The 17013-nt window shown below is 72.7% G+C and carries 13 protein-coding genes; 9 read left to right on the top strand and 4 right to left on the bottom strand.

Translation table 11 applies throughout. From position 1 onward, the window contains the following. Positions 1-17: 17 nt before the first annotated feature. The 4 genes from C6N40_RS05750 to C6N40_RS05765 form a co-directional block, all read right to left on the bottom strand. Positions 18-2303 carry a protein kinase domain-containing protein gene (locus tag C6N40_RS05750; RefSeq protein ID WP_106990057.1) on the bottom strand — a complete coding sequence of 762 codons (2286 nt, stop codon included), beginning with the start codon at positions 2301-2303 and terminating at the stop codon, positions 18-20. 131 nt (positions 2304-2434) lie between these two features. Beyond that, a complete protein-coding gene (locus C6N40_RS05755; RefSeq protein ID WP_106990058.1) occupies positions 2435-2881 on the bottom strand; it encodes a DUF4442 domain-containing protein in 447 nt (148 codons plus the stop codon). A 10-nt stretch (positions 2882-2891) separates the two neighbouring features. Continuing rightward, positions 2892-3755 (bottom strand): thioredoxin, encoded by an 864-nt coding sequence (gene trxA / locus C6N40_RS05760; protein ID WP_106990059.1) that lies wholly within the window; start codon positions 3753-3755, stop codon positions 2892-2894. Positions 3756-3831: 76 nt separating this feature from the next. Further along, positions 3832-5118, bottom strand: a complete 1287-nt coding sequence (locus C6N40_RS05765) for a metal-dependent hydrolase family protein (protein WP_106990060.1) — start codon at positions 5116-5118, stop codon at positions 3832-3834. Between the two features lie 104 nt (positions 5119-5222). Here C6N40_RS05765 and leuS point away from each other — a divergent pair, with 104 nt between their 5' ends. The 9 genes from leuS to C6N40_RS05810 are packed head-to-tail and all read left to right on the top strand — an operon-like array spanning position 5223 to position 16955. After that, positions 5223-7841, top strand: a complete 2619-nt coding sequence (gene leuS / locus C6N40_RS05770) for a leucine--tRNA ligase (RefSeq protein WP_106990061.1) — start codon at positions 5223-5225, stop codon at positions 7839-7841. Positions 7842-7845: 4 nt separating this feature from the next. Beyond that, the gene (locus C6N40_RS05775) at positions 7846-8337 is read left to right on the top strand and encodes an LPS-assembly lipoprotein LptE (protein ID WP_106990062.1); all 492 of its coding nucleotides are present in this window, start codon (positions 7846-7848) and stop codon (positions 8335-8337) included. Further along, on the top strand, positions 8337-9368 hold the full coding sequence (holA, locus tag C6N40_RS05780; RefSeq protein WP_106990063.1) for a DNA polymerase III subunit delta: 1032 nt from the start codon (positions 8337-8339) through the stop codon (positions 9366-9368). The genes C6N40_RS05775 and holA overlap by 1 nt, the downstream gene beginning before the upstream one ends. Continuing rightward, on the top strand, positions 9365-10006 hold the full coding sequence (nadD, locus tag C6N40_RS05785) for a nicotinate-nucleotide adenylyltransferase (protein WP_106990064.1): 642 nt from the start codon (positions 9365-9367) through the stop codon (positions 10004-10006). Before holA ends, nadD begins: the two co-directional genes overlap by 4 nt. A gap of 49 nt (positions 10007-10055) precedes the next feature. Further along, on the top strand, positions 10056-10457 hold the full coding sequence (gene rsfS, locus C6N40_RS05790) for a ribosome silencing factor (RefSeq protein WP_106990065.1): 402 nt from the start codon (positions 10056-10058) through the stop codon (positions 10455-10457). 1 nt (position 10458) lies between these two features. After that, complete coding sequence (gene rlmH, locus C6N40_RS05795; RefSeq protein ID WP_106990066.1) at positions 10459-10929, top strand: 23S rRNA (pseudouridine(1915)-N(3))-methyltransferase RlmH; 471 nt, start codon at positions 10459-10461, stop codon at positions 10927-10929. 17 nt (positions 10930-10946) lie between these two features. Further along, a complete protein-coding gene (locus C6N40_RS05800) occupies positions 10947-11516 on the top strand; it encodes a Maf family protein (protein WP_106990067.1) in 570 nt (189 codons plus the stop codon). 9 nt (positions 11517-11525) lie between these two features. Beyond that, the gene (gene rng, locus C6N40_RS05805; RefSeq protein WP_106990068.1) at positions 11526-13019 is read left to right on the top strand and encodes a ribonuclease G; all 1494 of its coding nucleotides are present in this window, start codon (positions 11526-11528) and stop codon (positions 13017-13019) included. 6 nt (positions 13020-13025) lie between these two features. Then, positions 13026-16955, top strand: coding sequence for a YhdP family protein (locus C6N40_RS05810; protein ID WP_106990069.1), 3930 nt, complete (start codon positions 13026-13028; stop codon positions 16953-16955). Positions 16956-17013 lie beyond the last annotated feature (58 nt).

Genomic DNA, 17013 nt, shown 5'->3' on the forward strand with positions numbered 1-17013 from the left:
CGACGGTGTGCGGCGCGTCAGCGCTGGCCGAGTTCCTCGGCGGCCACTTCCCGCACCAGGCGGAAGCCGATGTCGTCGAAGCCGGTGTCGGCGTCGAAGTCGTTGCTCTGGCCCGGGTTGGAACGCTGCGCCGTGTCGCGCCAGCCCACGCCGGCGGCGAGCCGGCGCTGGCAACCGCGGGTGCAGTTGCTGGTCCACTCGCGCACGTTGCCGCGCAGGCCGGCCAGGCCCAGCGGGCTCAGCGGACCCTGGCTGGCGCTCACCGTGCCCTCGCTGCCGCAGTCGATGCGGCCGTCGCGGCAGGCGTTGCCGCTGCCGCGGTAGCCGGCCAGCGGGCTCCACTCGGACAGGGTCGGCAGGCGATAGGTCTGGCCGCTGCGCTGGCTGAGCCAGCGGGCATAGGCCTGGGCGTCGTCGTAGCTGACGCAGGCCACCGGGTGGTTGCCCGACTGGTTGAAGCCCGGGTCGTCCCAACTGCGCTTCTTCAGGCTGATCGGCGCCAGCCGGTTGCGGCAGCGCGCGGCCGGCCGGCCGGTGGCGCTGGCGAAGGCGGCGTACTCGGCGCGCGTGACTTCCGAGCGCATCGCGCCCAGCCCCGCCGCGCCGGCGCGCGGGGTGCGCACCAGCACCATCGCCGCGGCGGTGTCCGGCAGGGCGTCGCCGGCCTTGGGCAGCTCCACCGATTTCGACCAGGCCGGCTCCAGGCTGGCCGGCTCGATCTCGAGCGCCGCGGCCAGCAGCTTGGCGGCCGCCACGGCCTCGGCGTCGAGTTGCTCCAGGCCCTTCTCGAGCCGCGCAAGTAGCAGCGGCGGCAGTTGCTCGCGCATCTGCATCCAGGGCTTGCCCTGCAGGCGGTCCATTTCGGCCGCGAAGGGCTTGGCCCTGTCGTAGTTCTCGCGCGCCGCGCCGTCGTCGGCGGCCTGCACGGCGGCCACGACGCGGGTGCTGTAGTAGGCGATCACCTCGTCCGACAGCCGGTACAGCGCCGGCTCGCGCGGCGCGACCTGGCGTGCGGCGCGCAGCGACTCCATGGCGTTGTCGCCGGCCGGCAGGCTCAGGCGCTGGCGGTCGATCTGCCGGCGCGCCGCGGACAGTTCGCGGGCGCCGGGGCGGGTGGGGTCGTAGTCGAGCGTGGCCACGGCGACGCTGGCCTGCACGTTGGCGAAGGGCGACGGCGTCGCGGGCGACCCGACCGGGGCCTCCGGCACGGGCGCCGGCTCCGTCGGGGCGGTGGTGGCGTCGACCGGCGAGTCCGCCGCCCCGGCCACCGGCGTCGCGTCCTCGACGGTGAAGAAGTCGTTCGACGGGGCCGGGTCGGCCGGCTCGTGGCCCATCAGCCAGGCCATGGCGATGGCGGCCAGCCCGGCCGCGACCAGGCTGCCGGCCAGCGGCTTCCACCAGCGCTCGAACAGGCCGCGCACCTTCTCCGGATCGACCAGCGGCTCGCTGCGCTTGCCGGTGGCGATCTGGTTGAGCGCGCCGAGCATCTGCTGGGCGTTGCGGTAGCGGTTGTCGGGCGACTTGGCCATGGCCCGGTCGATGAAGGGCTGCCAGTGCTTCTTCTCGGGCGGCAGCCGCGGCACCGGGTCCTGGGCGTGCATCAGCGCCAGCGCCAGCGGATCGGCGGCCTGGAAGGGCAGCTTGCCGGTGAGCAGTTCGAAGGCCAGCACGCCGACGCTGTACAGGTCGGCGCGGCCGTCCACCACTTCGCCGCGCGCCTGCTCGGGCGCCATGTAGCCGCCGCTGCCGACCGCCAGGCCGGCGGTGGTGATGCGGGTGGAGTCGCGCTTGCTCAGCGCGATGCCGAAGTCGGTGAGCAGCGGCCGGTCGGCGTTGTCGAACAGCACGTTCTCGGCCTTGACGTCGCGGTGCACGATGCCGCGCGCATGCGCGTACTCGAGCGCCGAGAGCAGGGAGCGCAGCACCTCGATGGCGCGCTCCTCGTCGTGGGTGAAGTCGCGCTGGCCCAGGTGGCCCTTGGCCAGGTAGGGCAGCACGTAATAGAGCAGGCCCTGGCGCGTGCGACCCACCTCGTGGATGCCGACGATGCAGGGATGCTCGAGCTTGGCGATGGTGCGCGCCTCGTGCTCGAAGCGCTGCTTGGAGATTTCGTCCGTCAGCGCCGCCGGCGACATGACCTTGATGGCCACCTGGCGGTCCAGCGACTCCTGCACGCCCAGGTACACCTGCGACATGCCGCCCTTGCCGATCCGGCGCAGCACGCGGTAACCGGGGATCTCGGGCATGTAGCTCGAGAGCAGCGCGGTCAACTCGTCAGGGGAGAGTTCTTCTTCCTGCTGCATGGTGCGAGGGGGTGGGCGGGGGGGACGAAGCCACCAGCATACGGTAGCGGCGCGTTCAGGCAAGCAAACGGCTATTTTGTGAAGTGCGTCACATTTCCTGCCGCGCCTCCCGCAAAGGCCGCCCCCGGGGCTCAGTCCCGCTTCCGGCGGACGTAGATCTGCTTGCGGACCCGGGCCACCACGTGGCCCTCGCCGTCGTGCACCTCGGTCTCGAACCAGCGCAGCACCTTTTCGCCGCCCGCGGCGGCGGCCCGGACCTCCTCGACCACCGCGTCATCGAGCCGGAATTCGGCCACCACCGTGCCCCGGCCGGGCTTCTCGAAGCGGATCTCGCCGGCCTGGTCCCAGACCAGGTAGCCCGGCCCCAGCCGGCGCAGCATCAGGATCATCCAGAACGGGTCGGTCATGGCGAACAGGCTGCCGCCGAAGTGCGTGCCGACGTAGTTGCGGTTGTACCAGCGCTGGCGCAGCTCGACCCGGGCGTGGCGGAAGTCGTCCGACAGGTGGGTGACGTGCACGCCCGAGAGCAGGAAGGGCGGCCAGAGGTTGAACAGCAGCCGCAGGCGGGAAGCTTTCACGGGCGGCGCCTCAGAACAGCAGCGAGGCCATCTTGCGGCGGTAGGCGCCGACCAGGTCCTCGTCCTCGACCACGCGGAAGGCGTCGATCAGGGCGCGGCGCGGCAGCCCGTCCTCGAAGCCGCGGTCGCGCCGCAGCATCTCCAGGAACTGCTCCAGGCCGTCCTGCCAGCGCCCGGCGACGATGGCGTGGGCGCCCAGCAGGTGGCGGGCGCGCAGGTCGGCCGGGTCGGCCTCGACCGCGCGCGCCAGGGCCTCGGCCGGCGGCGCGTCCTTGAGCAGGGCCAGGAAGGCCAGCCGGGCCCGACCGCGCAGGGCGCGGTCGTCCTGGGCCAGGTTGGCGGGCAGGGCGTCGAGCAGGGCCTCGGCCTCGGCCGCGGCGCCGGTGCGCAGCAGGGCCAGGGCCAGGTCGAGCTTGAGCTCGTCCTTGTCCGGCTCGGCCTGCACGGCGGCGCGCAGGCGCACGACCTCGGCATGCGGGTCCGCCGGCGGCGCGGCCTCGGGTTCGGCCGGGGCTTCGGCCTCCTTCGCGGTGATGCCGTGGTGGGCCAGGAACTGGCGCAGCTGGCCCTCGGGCAGGGCGCCGGGGAAGCCGTCGACGATCTGGCCGTCCTTGACCAGCATCACCGTCGGCACCGACTTGATCTGGAAGTAGCCGGCGAGCTGCTGCTCCTTGTCCACATCCACCTTGGCCAGCAGGAAACCGCCGTTGAACTCGGCGGCAAGCTTCTCGAGCACCGGGCCGAGGGTCTTGCAGGGGCCGCACCAGGTGGCCCAGAAGTCCACCAGCACCGGCGTTTCGCGCGACTTGAGCAGTACGTCCTGCTCGAAGCCGGCGAGGCCGGCGTCGAAAACGTAGGGGTTGGCAGGGGTCATGGCGGGTCCGTCCGTAGGGAATCAGTCCCCACAGATGGTGCCAGTTGCGGCCCGACTCAAGCCAATCCGGCCGGGTTCACTCCGGCTGGCGCACCACCTTGCCGTCCTTCATGACGAAATCCGCCCTGCGAACCACCGTGATGTCGGCCAGCGGGTCGCCCGGCACGGCCACAATGTCGGCCGGCAGGCCCGGGGCCACGCGGCCGAGGTCGTCGCGGCGCAGCACCGTGGCGGCGTGGATGGTCGCCGAACGCAGGGCCTCGGCCGGCGGCATGCCGGCCTCGACCATGAAGACGAATTCGTCGGCGTTGTCGCCGTGCAGGCCGACGCCGGCGTCGGTGCCGAAGGCGATCTTCACCCCGGACCGCCAGGCCCGCGAGAGCGTGTCCTGGATCTGCGGGCCGATGCGCGCCGCCTTGGGCCGCACGACCTCGGGGTAATAGCCGTCGATCTTGGCCTTCTCGGCCACGAAGCGGCCGGCCGAGACCGTGGGCACGTACCAGGTGCCGTGCTTTTTCATCAGCGCGAACACCTCTTCGTCCATGTAGGTGCCGTGCTCGATGCTGTCCACGCCGCCGACGATGGCCCGGCGCATGCCTTCCTTGCCGTGCGCGTGCGCGGCGACGGAGTAGCCGTAGTCGCGCGCCGTCTGCACGATCGCCGCCACCTCGTCGACGGTGAACTGCGGCGCGTCGCCGCTGCGCGCGTAGCTGAGCACGCCGCCAGTGGCGGTGATCTTGATCACGTCCGAGCCGTCCTTGTAGCGCTGGCGGACGGCGCGCCGGGCTTGATCGGGGCTGTTGACCACGCCCTCGGCCGGTCCCGGCTCCCCGAGCGCGTGGGCGAAGCGGTCGTTGAGGCCGTTGGTGGGGTCGGCGTGGCCGCCGGTGGTGGCGATGGACTTGCCGGCGGCCAGGATGCGCGGCCCCTCGATCCAGCCCTGGTCGATGGCGTCGCGCAGGGCCAGGGTGGTCTCGCCGCCCAGGTCGCGCACGGTGGTGAAGCCGGCATGCAGGGTGCGGCGCGCATAGGCCGTCGAGCGCAGCACGGTGAACTCGGGGTCGAGCCGGAAACCCTCGGAATAGGCCTGCGGGCTCGATTCGCCGCCCAGGTGCACGTGCAGGTCGATCCAGCCGGGGCTGCAGGTGTGGCCGCGCAGGTCCACCGCGCTGGCGCCTTCGACCGCGCCGTGGCCCTCGCGCACCTCGCGGACCTTGCCGTCGGCCACCACGACGGTGCGTGCGGGCAGGTTGCGGCCGCTGGCGGGGTCGAACAGCTGGCCGCACTGCAGGGCCAGGACATCGGCCAGGGCAGGGGCGGGCAGGGCCAGGCTGAGGGCGAGCAGGAGCGGGCTGGGGCGCATCGTGGGTCTCCGTGGGCGTTGGCCCATCAGACCACAGCCGGGACGGGCCAGAAAGCCCGGGGATTTGTTACGCTGGCGGCCTGCATTTCACGCCTCCTTTCCCCATGTCCCAAGCCCACGATCCCAGCGCCTACGACCCGAAGGCGGTGGAAACCGCCGCGCAAGCCCACTGGCAGGCCACGGGTGCCTTCCAGGTCAGCGAAGACACCTCGCGGCCCAAGTTCTTCTGCCTTTCCATGCTGCCGTACCCTTCGGGCGCGCTGCACATGGGCCACGTGCGCAACTACACCATCGGCGACGTCATCAGCCGGCACCGGCGCATGAAGGGCTTCAACGTGCTCCAGCCGATGGGCTGGGACGCCTTCGGCCTGCCGGCCGAGAACGCCGCGATCAAGAACCGCACCGCGCCGGCGAAGTGGACCTACAGGAACATCGGGCACATGCGCGGCCAGCTCCAGCGCCTGGGCTTCGCCTACGACTGGAGCCGCGAGTTCGCCACCTGCACCCCGGAGTACTACCGCTGGGAGCAGCTGATGTTCACCCGGCTGATGAAGAAGGGCCTGGTGTACCGGCGCAACTCGGTCGTGAACTGGGACCCGGTGGACCAGACCGTGCTGGCCAACGAGCAGGTCGTCGACGGCCGCGGCTGGCGCTCGGGCGCGCTGGTGGAAAAGCGCGAGATCCCGCAGTGGTTCCTCAAGATCACCGACTACGCGCAGCAGCTGCTCGACGGCCTGGACACGCTCCCGGGCTGGCCCGATGCGGTCAAGACCATGCAGCGCAACTGGATCGGCCGCAGCGAGGGCCTCGAGATCCAGTTCGCCATGGAGGCCCTGGCCGAGCCGCTGACGGTGTTCACCACCCGTCCCGACACCCTGATGGGCGTCACCTACGTCGCCGTCGCCGCCGAGCATCCGGTGGCGATGTGGGCCGCCTCCGGCAACCCCGAGGTGAAGGCCTTCGTCGACGAGTGCCGCAAGGGCGGCGTGTCGGAAGCCGAGCTCGAGACGCAGGAAAAGAAGGGCGTGTTCACCGGCCTGTACGCCGTGCACCCGATCTCCGGCGACAAGGTGCCGGTGTGGGTGGCCAACTTCGTGCTCATGGGCTATGGCACCGGTGCGGTGATGGCCGTGCCCGGCCACGACGAGCGCGACTTCGAGTTCGCCCACAAGTACGGCCTGCCGGTGAAGCAGGTGATCGCCATGGTCGGGGAGAGCTACGACCCCGACCGCTGGCAGGCCTGGTACTCGGAAAAGACCGACGACCGCCTGCGCGTGGTCAACTCCGGCCCGCTCGACGGCATGGGCTACCAGGGCGCGTTCGACACCCTGGCCGAGCAGCTCGAGGCGCGCGGCCAGGGCCGCCGCCGCGTGAACTACCGCCTGCGCGACTGGGGCGTGAGCCGCCAGCGCTACTGGGGCTGCCCGATCCCGGTCATCCACTGCGACAAGTGCGGCGCGGTGCCGGTGCCGGAAGACCAGCTGCCGGTGGTGCTGCCCGAGGACGTCGAGTTCACCGGCGTCACCTCGCCGATCAAGGCCGATCCGGCCTGGCGCGCCACCACCTGCCCGGACTGCGGCGGCGCCGCCGAGCGCGAGACCGACACCTTCGACACCTTCATGGAGTCGAGCTGGTACTACGCGCGCTACACCTCGCCCGGTGCGAAGGACCTGGTGGACGGCCGCGCCAACTACTGGCTGCCGGTCGACCAGTACATCGGCGGCATCGAGCACGCGATCATGCACCTGCTGTACTTCCGCTTCTTCCACAAGCTCATGCGCGACGCCGGGCTGGTGGAAAGCGACGAGCCGGCCACGAACCTGCTCTGCCAGGGCATGGTGATCGCCGACACCTACTACCGCGAAGCCGGCGACGGCTCGAAGGACTGGATCAACCCGGCCGACGTGGACGTGCAGCGCGATGCGAAGGGCCACGTCACCGGCGCCGTTCTGCGCGCCGACGGCCAGCCGGTGCAGGTGGGCGGCACCGAGAAGATGTCCAAGTCCAAGAACAACGGCGTCGACCCGCAGACGATGGTGGACAAGTACGGCGCCGACACCGTGCGCCTGTTCTCGATGTTCGCCGCGCCGCCCGAGCAGAGCCTGGAGTGGAACGAGGCCGGCGTGGAGGGCATGGCGCGCTTCCTGCGCAGGCTCTGGAGCCTGGTGCAGAAGCACGTGGCCGAGGGCCCGGCGCCGAAGCTCGAGGTCGCCTCGCTCGACGGTGCCCAGCGCGCGCTGCGCCGCCAGCTGCACGAGTGCATCCAGAAGGTGGGCGACGACTACGGCCGCCGCCACACCTTCAACACGGCCATCGCCGCGGTGATGGAACTGCTCAACGCCATCGCGAAGTTCGACGACGCCAGCGCCCAGGGCCGGGCCCTGCGCCAGGAGTGCTTCGAAGTGGTGGTGCTGCTGCTCAACCCGATCACCCCGCACACCTCGCACGCGCTCTGGCAGGCCCTGGGCCACCCGGAGGCCACGCTCGAGGACCAGCCCTTCCCCGAGGCCGACCCGGCCGCGCTGGTGCGCGAGGCGGTGACGCTGGCGGTGCAGGTCAACGGCAAGCTGCGCGGGACCATCGAGGCCTCGGTCAACGCCGGCAAGGACACGGTCGAGGCGCTGGCCCTGGCCGAGCCGAACGTGCAAAAGTTCCTCGAAGGCCTGTCCGTGCGCAAAGTGATCGTGGTGCCGGGCAAGATCGTCAACATCGTCGCGGGATGAGCCCATGCGCAATTTGCTGATCGTGCTTTGCCTGTCCCTGCTGGCCGCCGGCTGCGGCTTCAAGCCGCGCGCCTCGCTGGCCGTGGCCACCGAGCTGGGCCCGGTCGCGGTGTCGGCCAGCGACCGGTTCAGCCCGCTGGCCCGCGACCTGGCCGCGGCGCTCACCCGCGCCGGCGCCGAGCCGGCGGTCGAGGGCGAGCCCGCGTCCACGCTCAAGCTGCTGCGCGAGCGCCGCAGCAGCCGCCCGCTCACCTATGAACGCGGCGCCGGCGTGCGCGAGTACGAGATCACCTACGAGGTGGAGTTCGAACTGCGTGCCGCCGACGGCAGCGTGCGGGTGCCGAAGCAGCGGGTCGAACTGTCGCGCGACTACACCTACGACGCGCGCGGCGCGATCGGCTCGCCGGCCGAAGAGCGCCTGCTCGACGAGGAGCTGCGCCGCGGCATGGTCGCGGCGGTGATGCGCCGGCTCGACGCAGCCCTGCGCGCCGACTGATGGAACTGCGGCCGGCCCAGTTCGAGCGCCAGCTCGGTGCCGAGCCGCTGCGGCCGGCCTACCTGGTGGCCGGTTCCGAGCCGCTGCTGGTGCAGGAGGCCGCCGACGCGCTGCGCGCCCGGGCCCGCGAGGAGGGTTACGGCGAGCGCGAAGTCTTCGACGTCGACGCCGACTTCGACTGGAACCGGCTCAGCCAGGGCATGGCCTCGATGAGCCTGTTCGCCAGCCGCCGCCTGTTCGAGCTGCGCATGCCCTCGGGCAAGCCCGGCAAGGAGGGCGCGGAGGCGCTGCGCGAGTACTGCGCCAAGCCGCCGCCCGATACGGTGCTGCTCATCACCACCCAGGACTGGAGCCGCAAGCACGCCGGCAAGTGGACCGAGGCCATCGCCGCCGCCGGCCACCTGGTGGTGTTCTGGCCGCTCAAGTCGCACGAGCTGGGTGACTGGCTGCAGCGCCGCCTGCGCAGCCGCGGGCTGGTGGCGACGCCGGACGCGGTGCAGCAGCTGGCCGACCGGGTCGAGGGCAACCTGCTGGCGGCCGCGCAGGAAGTCGACAAGCTGGCCCTGCTGGCCGGCGGCAGCCGCGAGGCCATCGACGCCGTGCGCATGGAGCAGCTGGTCGCCGACTCCTCGCGCTTCGACGTCTTCGCCATGGTCGACGCCGCCCTGGCCGGGGAGCCGGCGCGCGCCGTGCGCATGCTGGCCGCACTGCGCGCCGAGGGCGAGCAGGTGGCCGGGCTGATGCCCATGGTGGCCAAGGAAGTGCTGGCGCTGTGCAAACTCTCGCGCGCCGCCGAAGCCGGCAGGCTGGCGGCGGCCATGCGCGAACTGCATGTCTGGGAGAGCAAGCAGGCGGCCTACCGGCGCGCCGCCGAGCGGCACCCGCCCTCGCGCTGGGAGGCCTTCGCCGCCGAATGCGGCCGCATCGACCGCAGCGCCAAGGGCCGCGGCGACGGCGACCCCTGGCTGCAGCTCGAGCGCCTGCTGGTGGCCATCGCCGACGCCCGGGCCCGCCGCCTGCTGGCCTCGTGAGCCTGCGCATCCTCTACGGCGGCACCTTCGACCCGGTGCACGCCGGCCACCTGGCGGTGGCGCGCGCCGCCCGCGACACCTTCGGCGTGCCCGTGCACCTGCTGCCCGCGGCCGACCCGCCGCACCGCGGCGCCCCCGGCGCCAGCGCCCGCGACCGCGCCGACCTGCTGGCCCTGGCGCTGGCCGGCGAGCCCGGCCTGGCCGTGGACGAGCGCGAACTGCACCGCCCGGGCCCGTCCTGGACCGTCGACACCCTGCGCGAGCTGCGTGCCGAAGCCGGCCCGGAAACCCCGCTGGCCTGGCTGCTGGGCGCCGATGCCTTCCGCGGCCTGCCGTCCTGGCACGAGTGGCCGGCGCTGGCCGGCCTGGCCCACTTCATCGTGGCCGTGCGACCCGGGCACGAGACCGAGAACCTGCCGGCGGCGCTGGAAGCCGCCTGCACCGGCCGCTGGGCCGATTCGCCGCTGGCGCTGGCCGCGGCCCCGGCGGGGCGCCTGTTCAGGCTCAGGCTGCCGCCGCACCCGGCCTCGGCCACCGAACTGCGCCGGCGCCTGGCCGCGGGCGAAGCCACCGGGGACTGGCTGGCACCCGCCGTGGCGGACGAGATCGCCCGGCGCGGCCTGTACCGGGCGGGCTGAGCGCCAGGGGCGTATAATCGGCCCCCTTTCTTTCCGACCGAGCCGCCCGTTGACCAGCCAAGCCCACGTCATCAAGACCCAGATGCCCGACCCGGCCCCGTCGCCGGAGGCCCTGCTCAAGCAGGTGCACGCCGCGCTGGAGGAAATGAAGGCCAAGGACGCCGTCGAGATCGACGTGCGCGGCAAGACGAGCATCGCCGACTACCTGGTGCTTGCCTCCGGCACGTCCACCCGTCACGTGAAGTCGGTGGCCGACGAGGTGGTCAAGTTCGCCAAGAAGTGCGGCGTGATGCCGCTGGGCGTGGAAGGCGAGCGCGAGGCCGAGTGGGTGCTGGTCGACCTGGGCGACGTGATCGTGCACGTCATGCTGCCGCGCGTGCGTGAGTTCTACGCCCTCGAGCGCCTCTGGACCGTCGGCGACCAACCCCCCGAGGAACCGTCGGCCTCCTGAGATGAAGGCGCGCCTGGTCGCGGTGGGGGAGAAGGCGCCCGTATGGGTGGCCGAGGGCTTCGCCGAATACCAGAAGCGGCTCTCGCACTGGCTGCCGCTGGAGCTGGTCGAGGTTGCGCCCGGGCTGCGCGGCAAGGGCCGTGACGCCGCGCGCGCCATGGCCGACGAGGGCGGGCGGGTGCAGGCGGCGCTGCCGCGGGGCGGCTGGGTCGTCGCGCTCGATGGGCGGGGCAAGGCCCATTCCTCCGAACAGCTGGCCGCGCGCCTGGAGCACTGGCGCCAGCAGGGCCGCGACCTGGCCTTCCTCATCGGCGGCCCCGAGGGCCACGCCCCGGAGGTGCTGGCGGCGGCCGACGAAACCTGGTCGCTGGGCCCGCTGACCCTGCCGCACATGCTGGTGCGGCTGGTGCTGGCCGAACAGCTGTACCGCGCCTGCAGCCTGCTCGCGAACCATCCCTACCACCGGGCCTGAGCGGATATCCTTGGGCGATGCTTTACCTCGCCTCGCAATCCCCGCGCCGCCGCGAGCTGCTCGCCCAGCTCGGCCTGTCCTTTGGCCTGCTTGACGTGGACGTGCCCGAGGTCCGCCAGCCCGGCGAGCCGCCCGAGGCCTACGTCAGCCGCGTGGCCCGCGAGAAGGCCGGTGCCGGCCTGCTGGCGGTGGTGGCCAACCCCGGCGCCGTGGTCCTGGGCGCCGACACCGAGGTGGTGCTCGACGACGAGGTGTTCGGCAAGCCCGTCGATGCCGACGATGCCGCGCGCATGCTCGGCAGGCTTTCGGGGCGCACGCACCGCTGCATCTCCACCGTCTGGCTGGTCAGCGCCGGACGCGAGGCCCAGGCCACCTGCATCACCGAGGTGCGCTTCGAGGAACTCACCGCCGCGCGCATCGCCGCCTACGTCGCAACCGGCGAGTGCTTCGGCAAGGCCGGCGCCTACGCCATCCAGGGCCGCGCCGCGGCCTTCGTCGCCCACCTGGCCGGCAGCCATTCCGGCGTGATGGGCCTGCCCCTGCATGAAACCGCGCGGCTGCTGCGCGGCTTCGGCCTCATGGACTGAGGAGCCCCCATGTCGGAAGAGATCCTGATCAACGTCACCCCGCGCGAGACCCGCGTGGCCGTGGTCGAGAACGGCATGCTGCAGGAACTGCACATCGAACGCGCCTCGCGCCGCGGCGTGGTCGGCAACATCTACAAGGGCCGGGTGCAGCGGGTGATGCCCGGCATGCAGGCCGCCTTCGTCGAGATCGGCCTCGAGCGCGCCGCCTTCCTGCACGCCTCGGACATCCTCAAGCTGCCGGCCGCGCAGCCTGGCGAGGCCGAGCCCGAGGGCGATCCGTCGTCGGCCCCGGCGCCCGCGCCGGCCATCACCTCGCTGGTGCACGAGGGCCAGGAGATCGTGGTGCAGGTGGTCAAGGACCCGATCGGCAGCAAGGGCGCGCGCCTGACCACGCAGATCTCGATCCCTTCGCGCTACCTGGTGTTCCTGCCGCACTCGCGCGTGCTGGGCGTGTCGGCGCGAATCGAGGACGAGGCCGAGCGCAACCGGCTCAAGGCGATCGTCGGCGAACTGGCCAACGGCAGCGGCCAGGGTTACATCGTGCGCACCAACGCCGAGGGCCAGCCGGCCGAAGCCCTGGCCGAGGACGTGGACTACCTGCGCAAGGCCTGGGAGGCCGTGCGCGAGGCCAGCGCCAGCCGCCAGGTCGGCCAGCGCATCTACGAGGACCTCTCGCTGCCGATGCGCACCGTGCGCGACCTGATGCGCAAGAACGTCGACAGCGTACGGGTCGATTCGCGCGAGGCCTATGAAAAGCTCAGCGCCTTCGCCCGCCAGTTCATGCCCGGGCTGGCCGAACGCATCGAGCACTACGGCGGCGAAAGGCCGATCTTCGACCTCTACGGCGTCGAGGATGAGATCCAGCGCGCGCTGCAGAAGGAGGTCCCGCTCAAGTCCGGCGGTTACCTGGTGATCGACCAGACCGAGGCCATGGCCACGATCGACGTCAACACCGGCAGCTTCCTGGGCCAGCGCAACCTCGAGGAAACCGTCTACCGCACCAACCTCGAGGCGGCCCAGGCGGTGGCGCGGCAGCTGCGCCTGCGCAACCTCGGCGGCATCATCATCATCGACTTCATCGACATGACCGACGACGAGCACAAGCGCCAGGTGCTGCGCACGCTCGAGAAGGGCCTGGCGCACGACCACGCGCGCACCTCGGTGCACGATTTCTCGCCGCTGGGCCTGGTGGAGATGACCCGCAAGCGCACCACCGACAGCCTCGAGCGCCAGCTCTGCGAGCCCTGCCACGAGTGCGGCGGCCGCGGCACGCTCAAGACCACCGAGACCCTGACCTACGAGATCTTCCGCGAGATCACCCGCGCGGTGCGCCAGTTCGAGGCCCAGCAGCTGCTGGTGATCGCATCGCCCAAGGTCGTCAACAAGATCACCGACGAGGAGTCGGCGGCGGTGGCCGAGCTCGAGGAGTTCCTCGGCAAGTCCATCCGTTTCCAGGCCGACGACCAGTACGCGCAGGAGCAGTACGACGTGGTCCTGCTCTGACCTGCGATGGGCAGCCCGCTGCGCCGCCGGATCCGCCACGCCCGTCGCTTCGTCGGCTACGGGCTGCTGGTGGTGCTGATTCTGCTGGCCACCGCGGTTGGCGCGCTCAACCAGCTGCTGCCGCTGGTCGAGCGCAACCCGGCCCGCGTCGCCGACTGGCTGAGCGAGCGCATCGGCCAGCCCGTGGCCTTCGAGGGCGCGCGGGGTGAGTGGACCCGGCGCGGCCCGCGCTTCACCCTGCGCGGCCTGAGCATCGGCGCCGGCGAGCGCCGGCTGCAGATCGGCGAGGCCGAGCTGCTGGTGGCGGTGTACTCCGGCCTGCTGCCGGGCGAGCCGCTGACCGCCCTGAAGGTGCGCGACCTCTCGCTGGTGCTCGAGCAGGGCGAGGACCGGCGCTGGCGGCTGGCCGGCCTGCCTTTCGAGCCCGCGCCCGGCGTCGATCCGCTCGATACGCTGCAGGGCCTGGGTGAACTGCAGGTCGAGCACGCGCGCCTGACCGTGCGTTCACCGGCCCTGCGCGGGCCGCTGGAACTGCCGCGGGTGGACCTGCGCCTGCGGGTCGATGGCGACGAGGTGCGCGCCGGCGTGCGCGCCTGGGCCGACCCGCAATCTCCGCCGCTGACGGCGGTGGCCGAACTGCGCCGCGGCGACTGGTCGGGCCGGCTCTGGGCCGGTGGCGAGCGCCTCGACCTGTCCGCCTGGTCCGGGCTGATGGCCGATACCGGCCTGGTGCTGGCGGGCAGCGGCCGCGTCGACCTGTGGGCCGGCATCCAGGGCCAGCGCGTGACCGACGTGCGCAGCCGCGCCGACCTGGCGCCCCTGGCCCTGGGCGCGCGCCGCCCCTGGCTGGTCGGCGAGGACGGCAGCCTGGCCTCGCCGCCGGTGGCCTACGAGCGCGCCAACCTGCTGGCGCGCTGGCAGGCCAACGAGGAGGGCGACTGGCAGCTGCACGCCCCGGAACTGCATTTCCACGAGCCCGGACGCAGCGAACCGCACCGGCTCGACGGCCTGTGGCTGGCCGGCGGCCGGCGCTTCGCGCTGCAGGCGCCGCGCCTGGACCTGGTGCCGGTGCGGCAGTGGGCCGCGCTGGGCGGGCAGGTGCCCGACGGCCTGCGCCAGTGGCTGCACCGCGCCGCGCCGGAAGGCGAACTGCGCAACGTCCGAGCCGAGGGCGACGAGACGGCCTGGCGCGGCGAGGCGGCGCTGGCCGACCTGGCCTGGCAGGCCAATGCCGGCCGGCCCGGCATGCAGGGCCTGGCCGGCCACGCCGCCTTCGACCAGCACGGCGGCGTGCTGCAGCTCACCCGTGGCCCGGCCCGCTTCGAATGGCCCGGGCGCTTCCGGGCGCCGCTGGAGTTCGAACTCGGTGGCCTGCTCGGCTGGTGGCGCAGCGAGGACGGCTGGACGCTGGGCGCCAGCGGCCTGCAGGTACGCGGCGCCGACTTCGGCACCCACCTGCGCGCCGAACTGGCCTTCGGCAGCGGGGACAGCCCCCGCCTGGACCTGGCTGCCGACGTCGACACCACGCCGGTCACGGCCGCCAGCCGCTTCTGGGTGGAGGGCAAGATGTCGCCGAACGCCATCGACTGGCTCGACACCGCCCTGGTCGAAGGCGAAGTGCGCGAGGGCCGCGTCAGCCTCGGCGGCGAACTCGTGAACTGGCCTTTCCGCGATGGCGATGGCCGCTTCGATGCGCGCGCGAAAGTGGCGCAGGCGCGCGTGCGCTTCAATCCCGAGTGGCCCGACGCCGAATCGATGGAGCTCGAGGTCGCCTTCGACGGCCCGGGCATGACGCTCGAGGGGGCCGGTGCGATCGCCGGGAACACGGTGGATCGCGTGGCCGGCGGCATCGCCGACTTCAAGGACCCGCGCCTGCTGCTCGACGTCCGTTCGTCGACCCGGGCCGAGAACCTGCAGGCGCTGATGCTGGCCAGTCCGCTGGCGCAGGAGCATGGCGAGCACCTGCGCCAGGCCCGCCTGGCCGGCGGCGCCCGCGTCGAGATGGTGCTGGACCTGCCGCTCGCCGAGCGCCTGGGCGGTCGCCGCATCGAGGGCCGGCTTGACCTGGCCGACGCGCGCCTGGCCGACCCGCGCTGGCAGGTCGAGTTCACCGGCGTCTCGGGGCGCACGCAGTTCAGCGCCGGCGGCTTCTACACCCAGGACCTGCAGGTTTCCTTCGACGGCCGTCCGGGTGTGTTCAACCTGGCGGTGGGCCACGACACCGACGATCCGGCCCTGGCCGCGCGGGCGCGCCTGCAGGGCGAGTTCCCGATCGCCGGGCTGGTGGCCCGGCACGAACCCCTGCACTGGCTGCAGCCGCACGTGGCCGGCGCCGCCCGCTGGGACATCCGCGTCGACGTGCCGGCGGGCGCGCCCGGGAAGCCGGCGCCGCCGTCGCGGCTGCGGGTGGACAGCGACCTCGCCGGCGTCGCGCTGGCGCTGCCGGCGCCCCTGGCCAAGCCCGCCGAGGTCGGCCTGCCGATGCGGCTCGACGTGCCGCTGCCGGTCAGCGCCGGCGAGGTGCAGCTGCGCCTGGGCGAGCTGGCCCGGATGCGCGGGCGCTTCGGCGAGCAGGGCGAACTGGCCGGCGTGCTGCAGATGGGCGACGAGGAAGGCAGCCTGGACCTGCCCGACAGCGGGCTGGTGGTGGAGGGCCGCAGCCCCACGCTCGACGCCGCCGGCTGGATGGCCTTCGCCAGCGCCCGCGAGCCCGCGGGCGAAGGCGCGCCGGGCGGGGAGCCGCGCGCCGCGCTGCTGCGTTCGGTGGACCTGCAGGTGGCCACGCTCGACCTGATGGGTTCGCCCTTCGCCGATACCCGCGTGCGCCTGTGGCGCCAGCCGCAGCTGCTGCAGCTGAGCCTCGACGGCCCGGGCGTGGCCGGTACGGTGGAGGTGCCTTCAGCCGCGGACGCCCCGGTCCGGGGCCGGTTCGCCCGGCTGCACTGGCCCGGCAAGGCCATGCTCGGGCAGGACCCGAGCACCGATCCCGGCCTTGTCGGCCCCGAGCGCCTGGCGACCCCGGGCGAATCCCAGGCGGCGCTGCCGGCGGCCGAGGCGGAGGAGCCCGCCCCGGGCCAGGATCCGGCCTCGATGCCGGCCCTGGACTTCGAGATCACCGACCTGAGGGTGGGCGACCTGCAGCTCGGCGAGGCGCAGCTGCGCGCGCAGCCCCACGCCCAGGGCCTGCGCATCGAACGGTTCCGCACCCGCTCGCAGGGCTACACGCTCGACGCCAGCGGCGACTGGCGCCGGACCAGCGCCGGGCACTCGCGTTCCGAGTTCGTGGTCGATTTCACCGCCGACGCGCTCGGCAACCTGCTCACGGCCTTCGGCCTGGGCGGGATGGTCAAGGATGGCCCGACCAAGGCACGCCTCGATGGCTACTGGCAGGGCTCGCCGGGCGAGTTCTCGCTGGCGCGCTTCAACGGTCGCTTCCGGGTGGAAGTGGGCGAGGGCGCGCTGCTCGAGGTCGAGCCCGGCGGCGGTGGCCGCGTGCTGGGCCTGATTTCGCTGGCCGAGATCCCGCGGCGCCTGACGCTCGACTTCAAGGATTTCTTCAGCAAGGGCTTCGGCTTCAACAGCATGGCCGGCGAATTCGTGTTCGCCAACGGCATGGCCAGTACCGATCTGCTGGAGATCAACGGCCCGGCGGCGGAAATCCGCGTCAGCGGATCGACCGACCTGCGCCGGCAGCAGTACGACCAGCGCATCGAAGTCCTGCCCAAGGCCGGCGGCGTGCTGCCGGCGATCGGCGCCATCGCCGGCGGGCCGGTGGGCGCGGCCGTGGGTGCGGTGGCGCAGGCGGTGCTGCAGCAGCCGCTCAAGGAGGCCGCGCGCACGGTCTACCATGTCACCGGCCCCTGGGGCGACCCGCAGGTGGAAGTGATCGAGAAGGGACCGCCGCCGCAGGCGCCAGCGCAGCCTCGCCAGCCTTGAAGCAGGCGGTCCGGGCCCGCATCTGGGAGACTAGTCCTTTCCCCTGCAGAGCCCCCGG

This window comes from Arenimonas caeni, assembly GCF_003024235.1.
Lineage (GTDB): Bacteria > Pseudomonadota > Gammaproteobacteria > Xanthomonadales > Xanthomonadaceae > Arenimonas > Arenimonas caeni.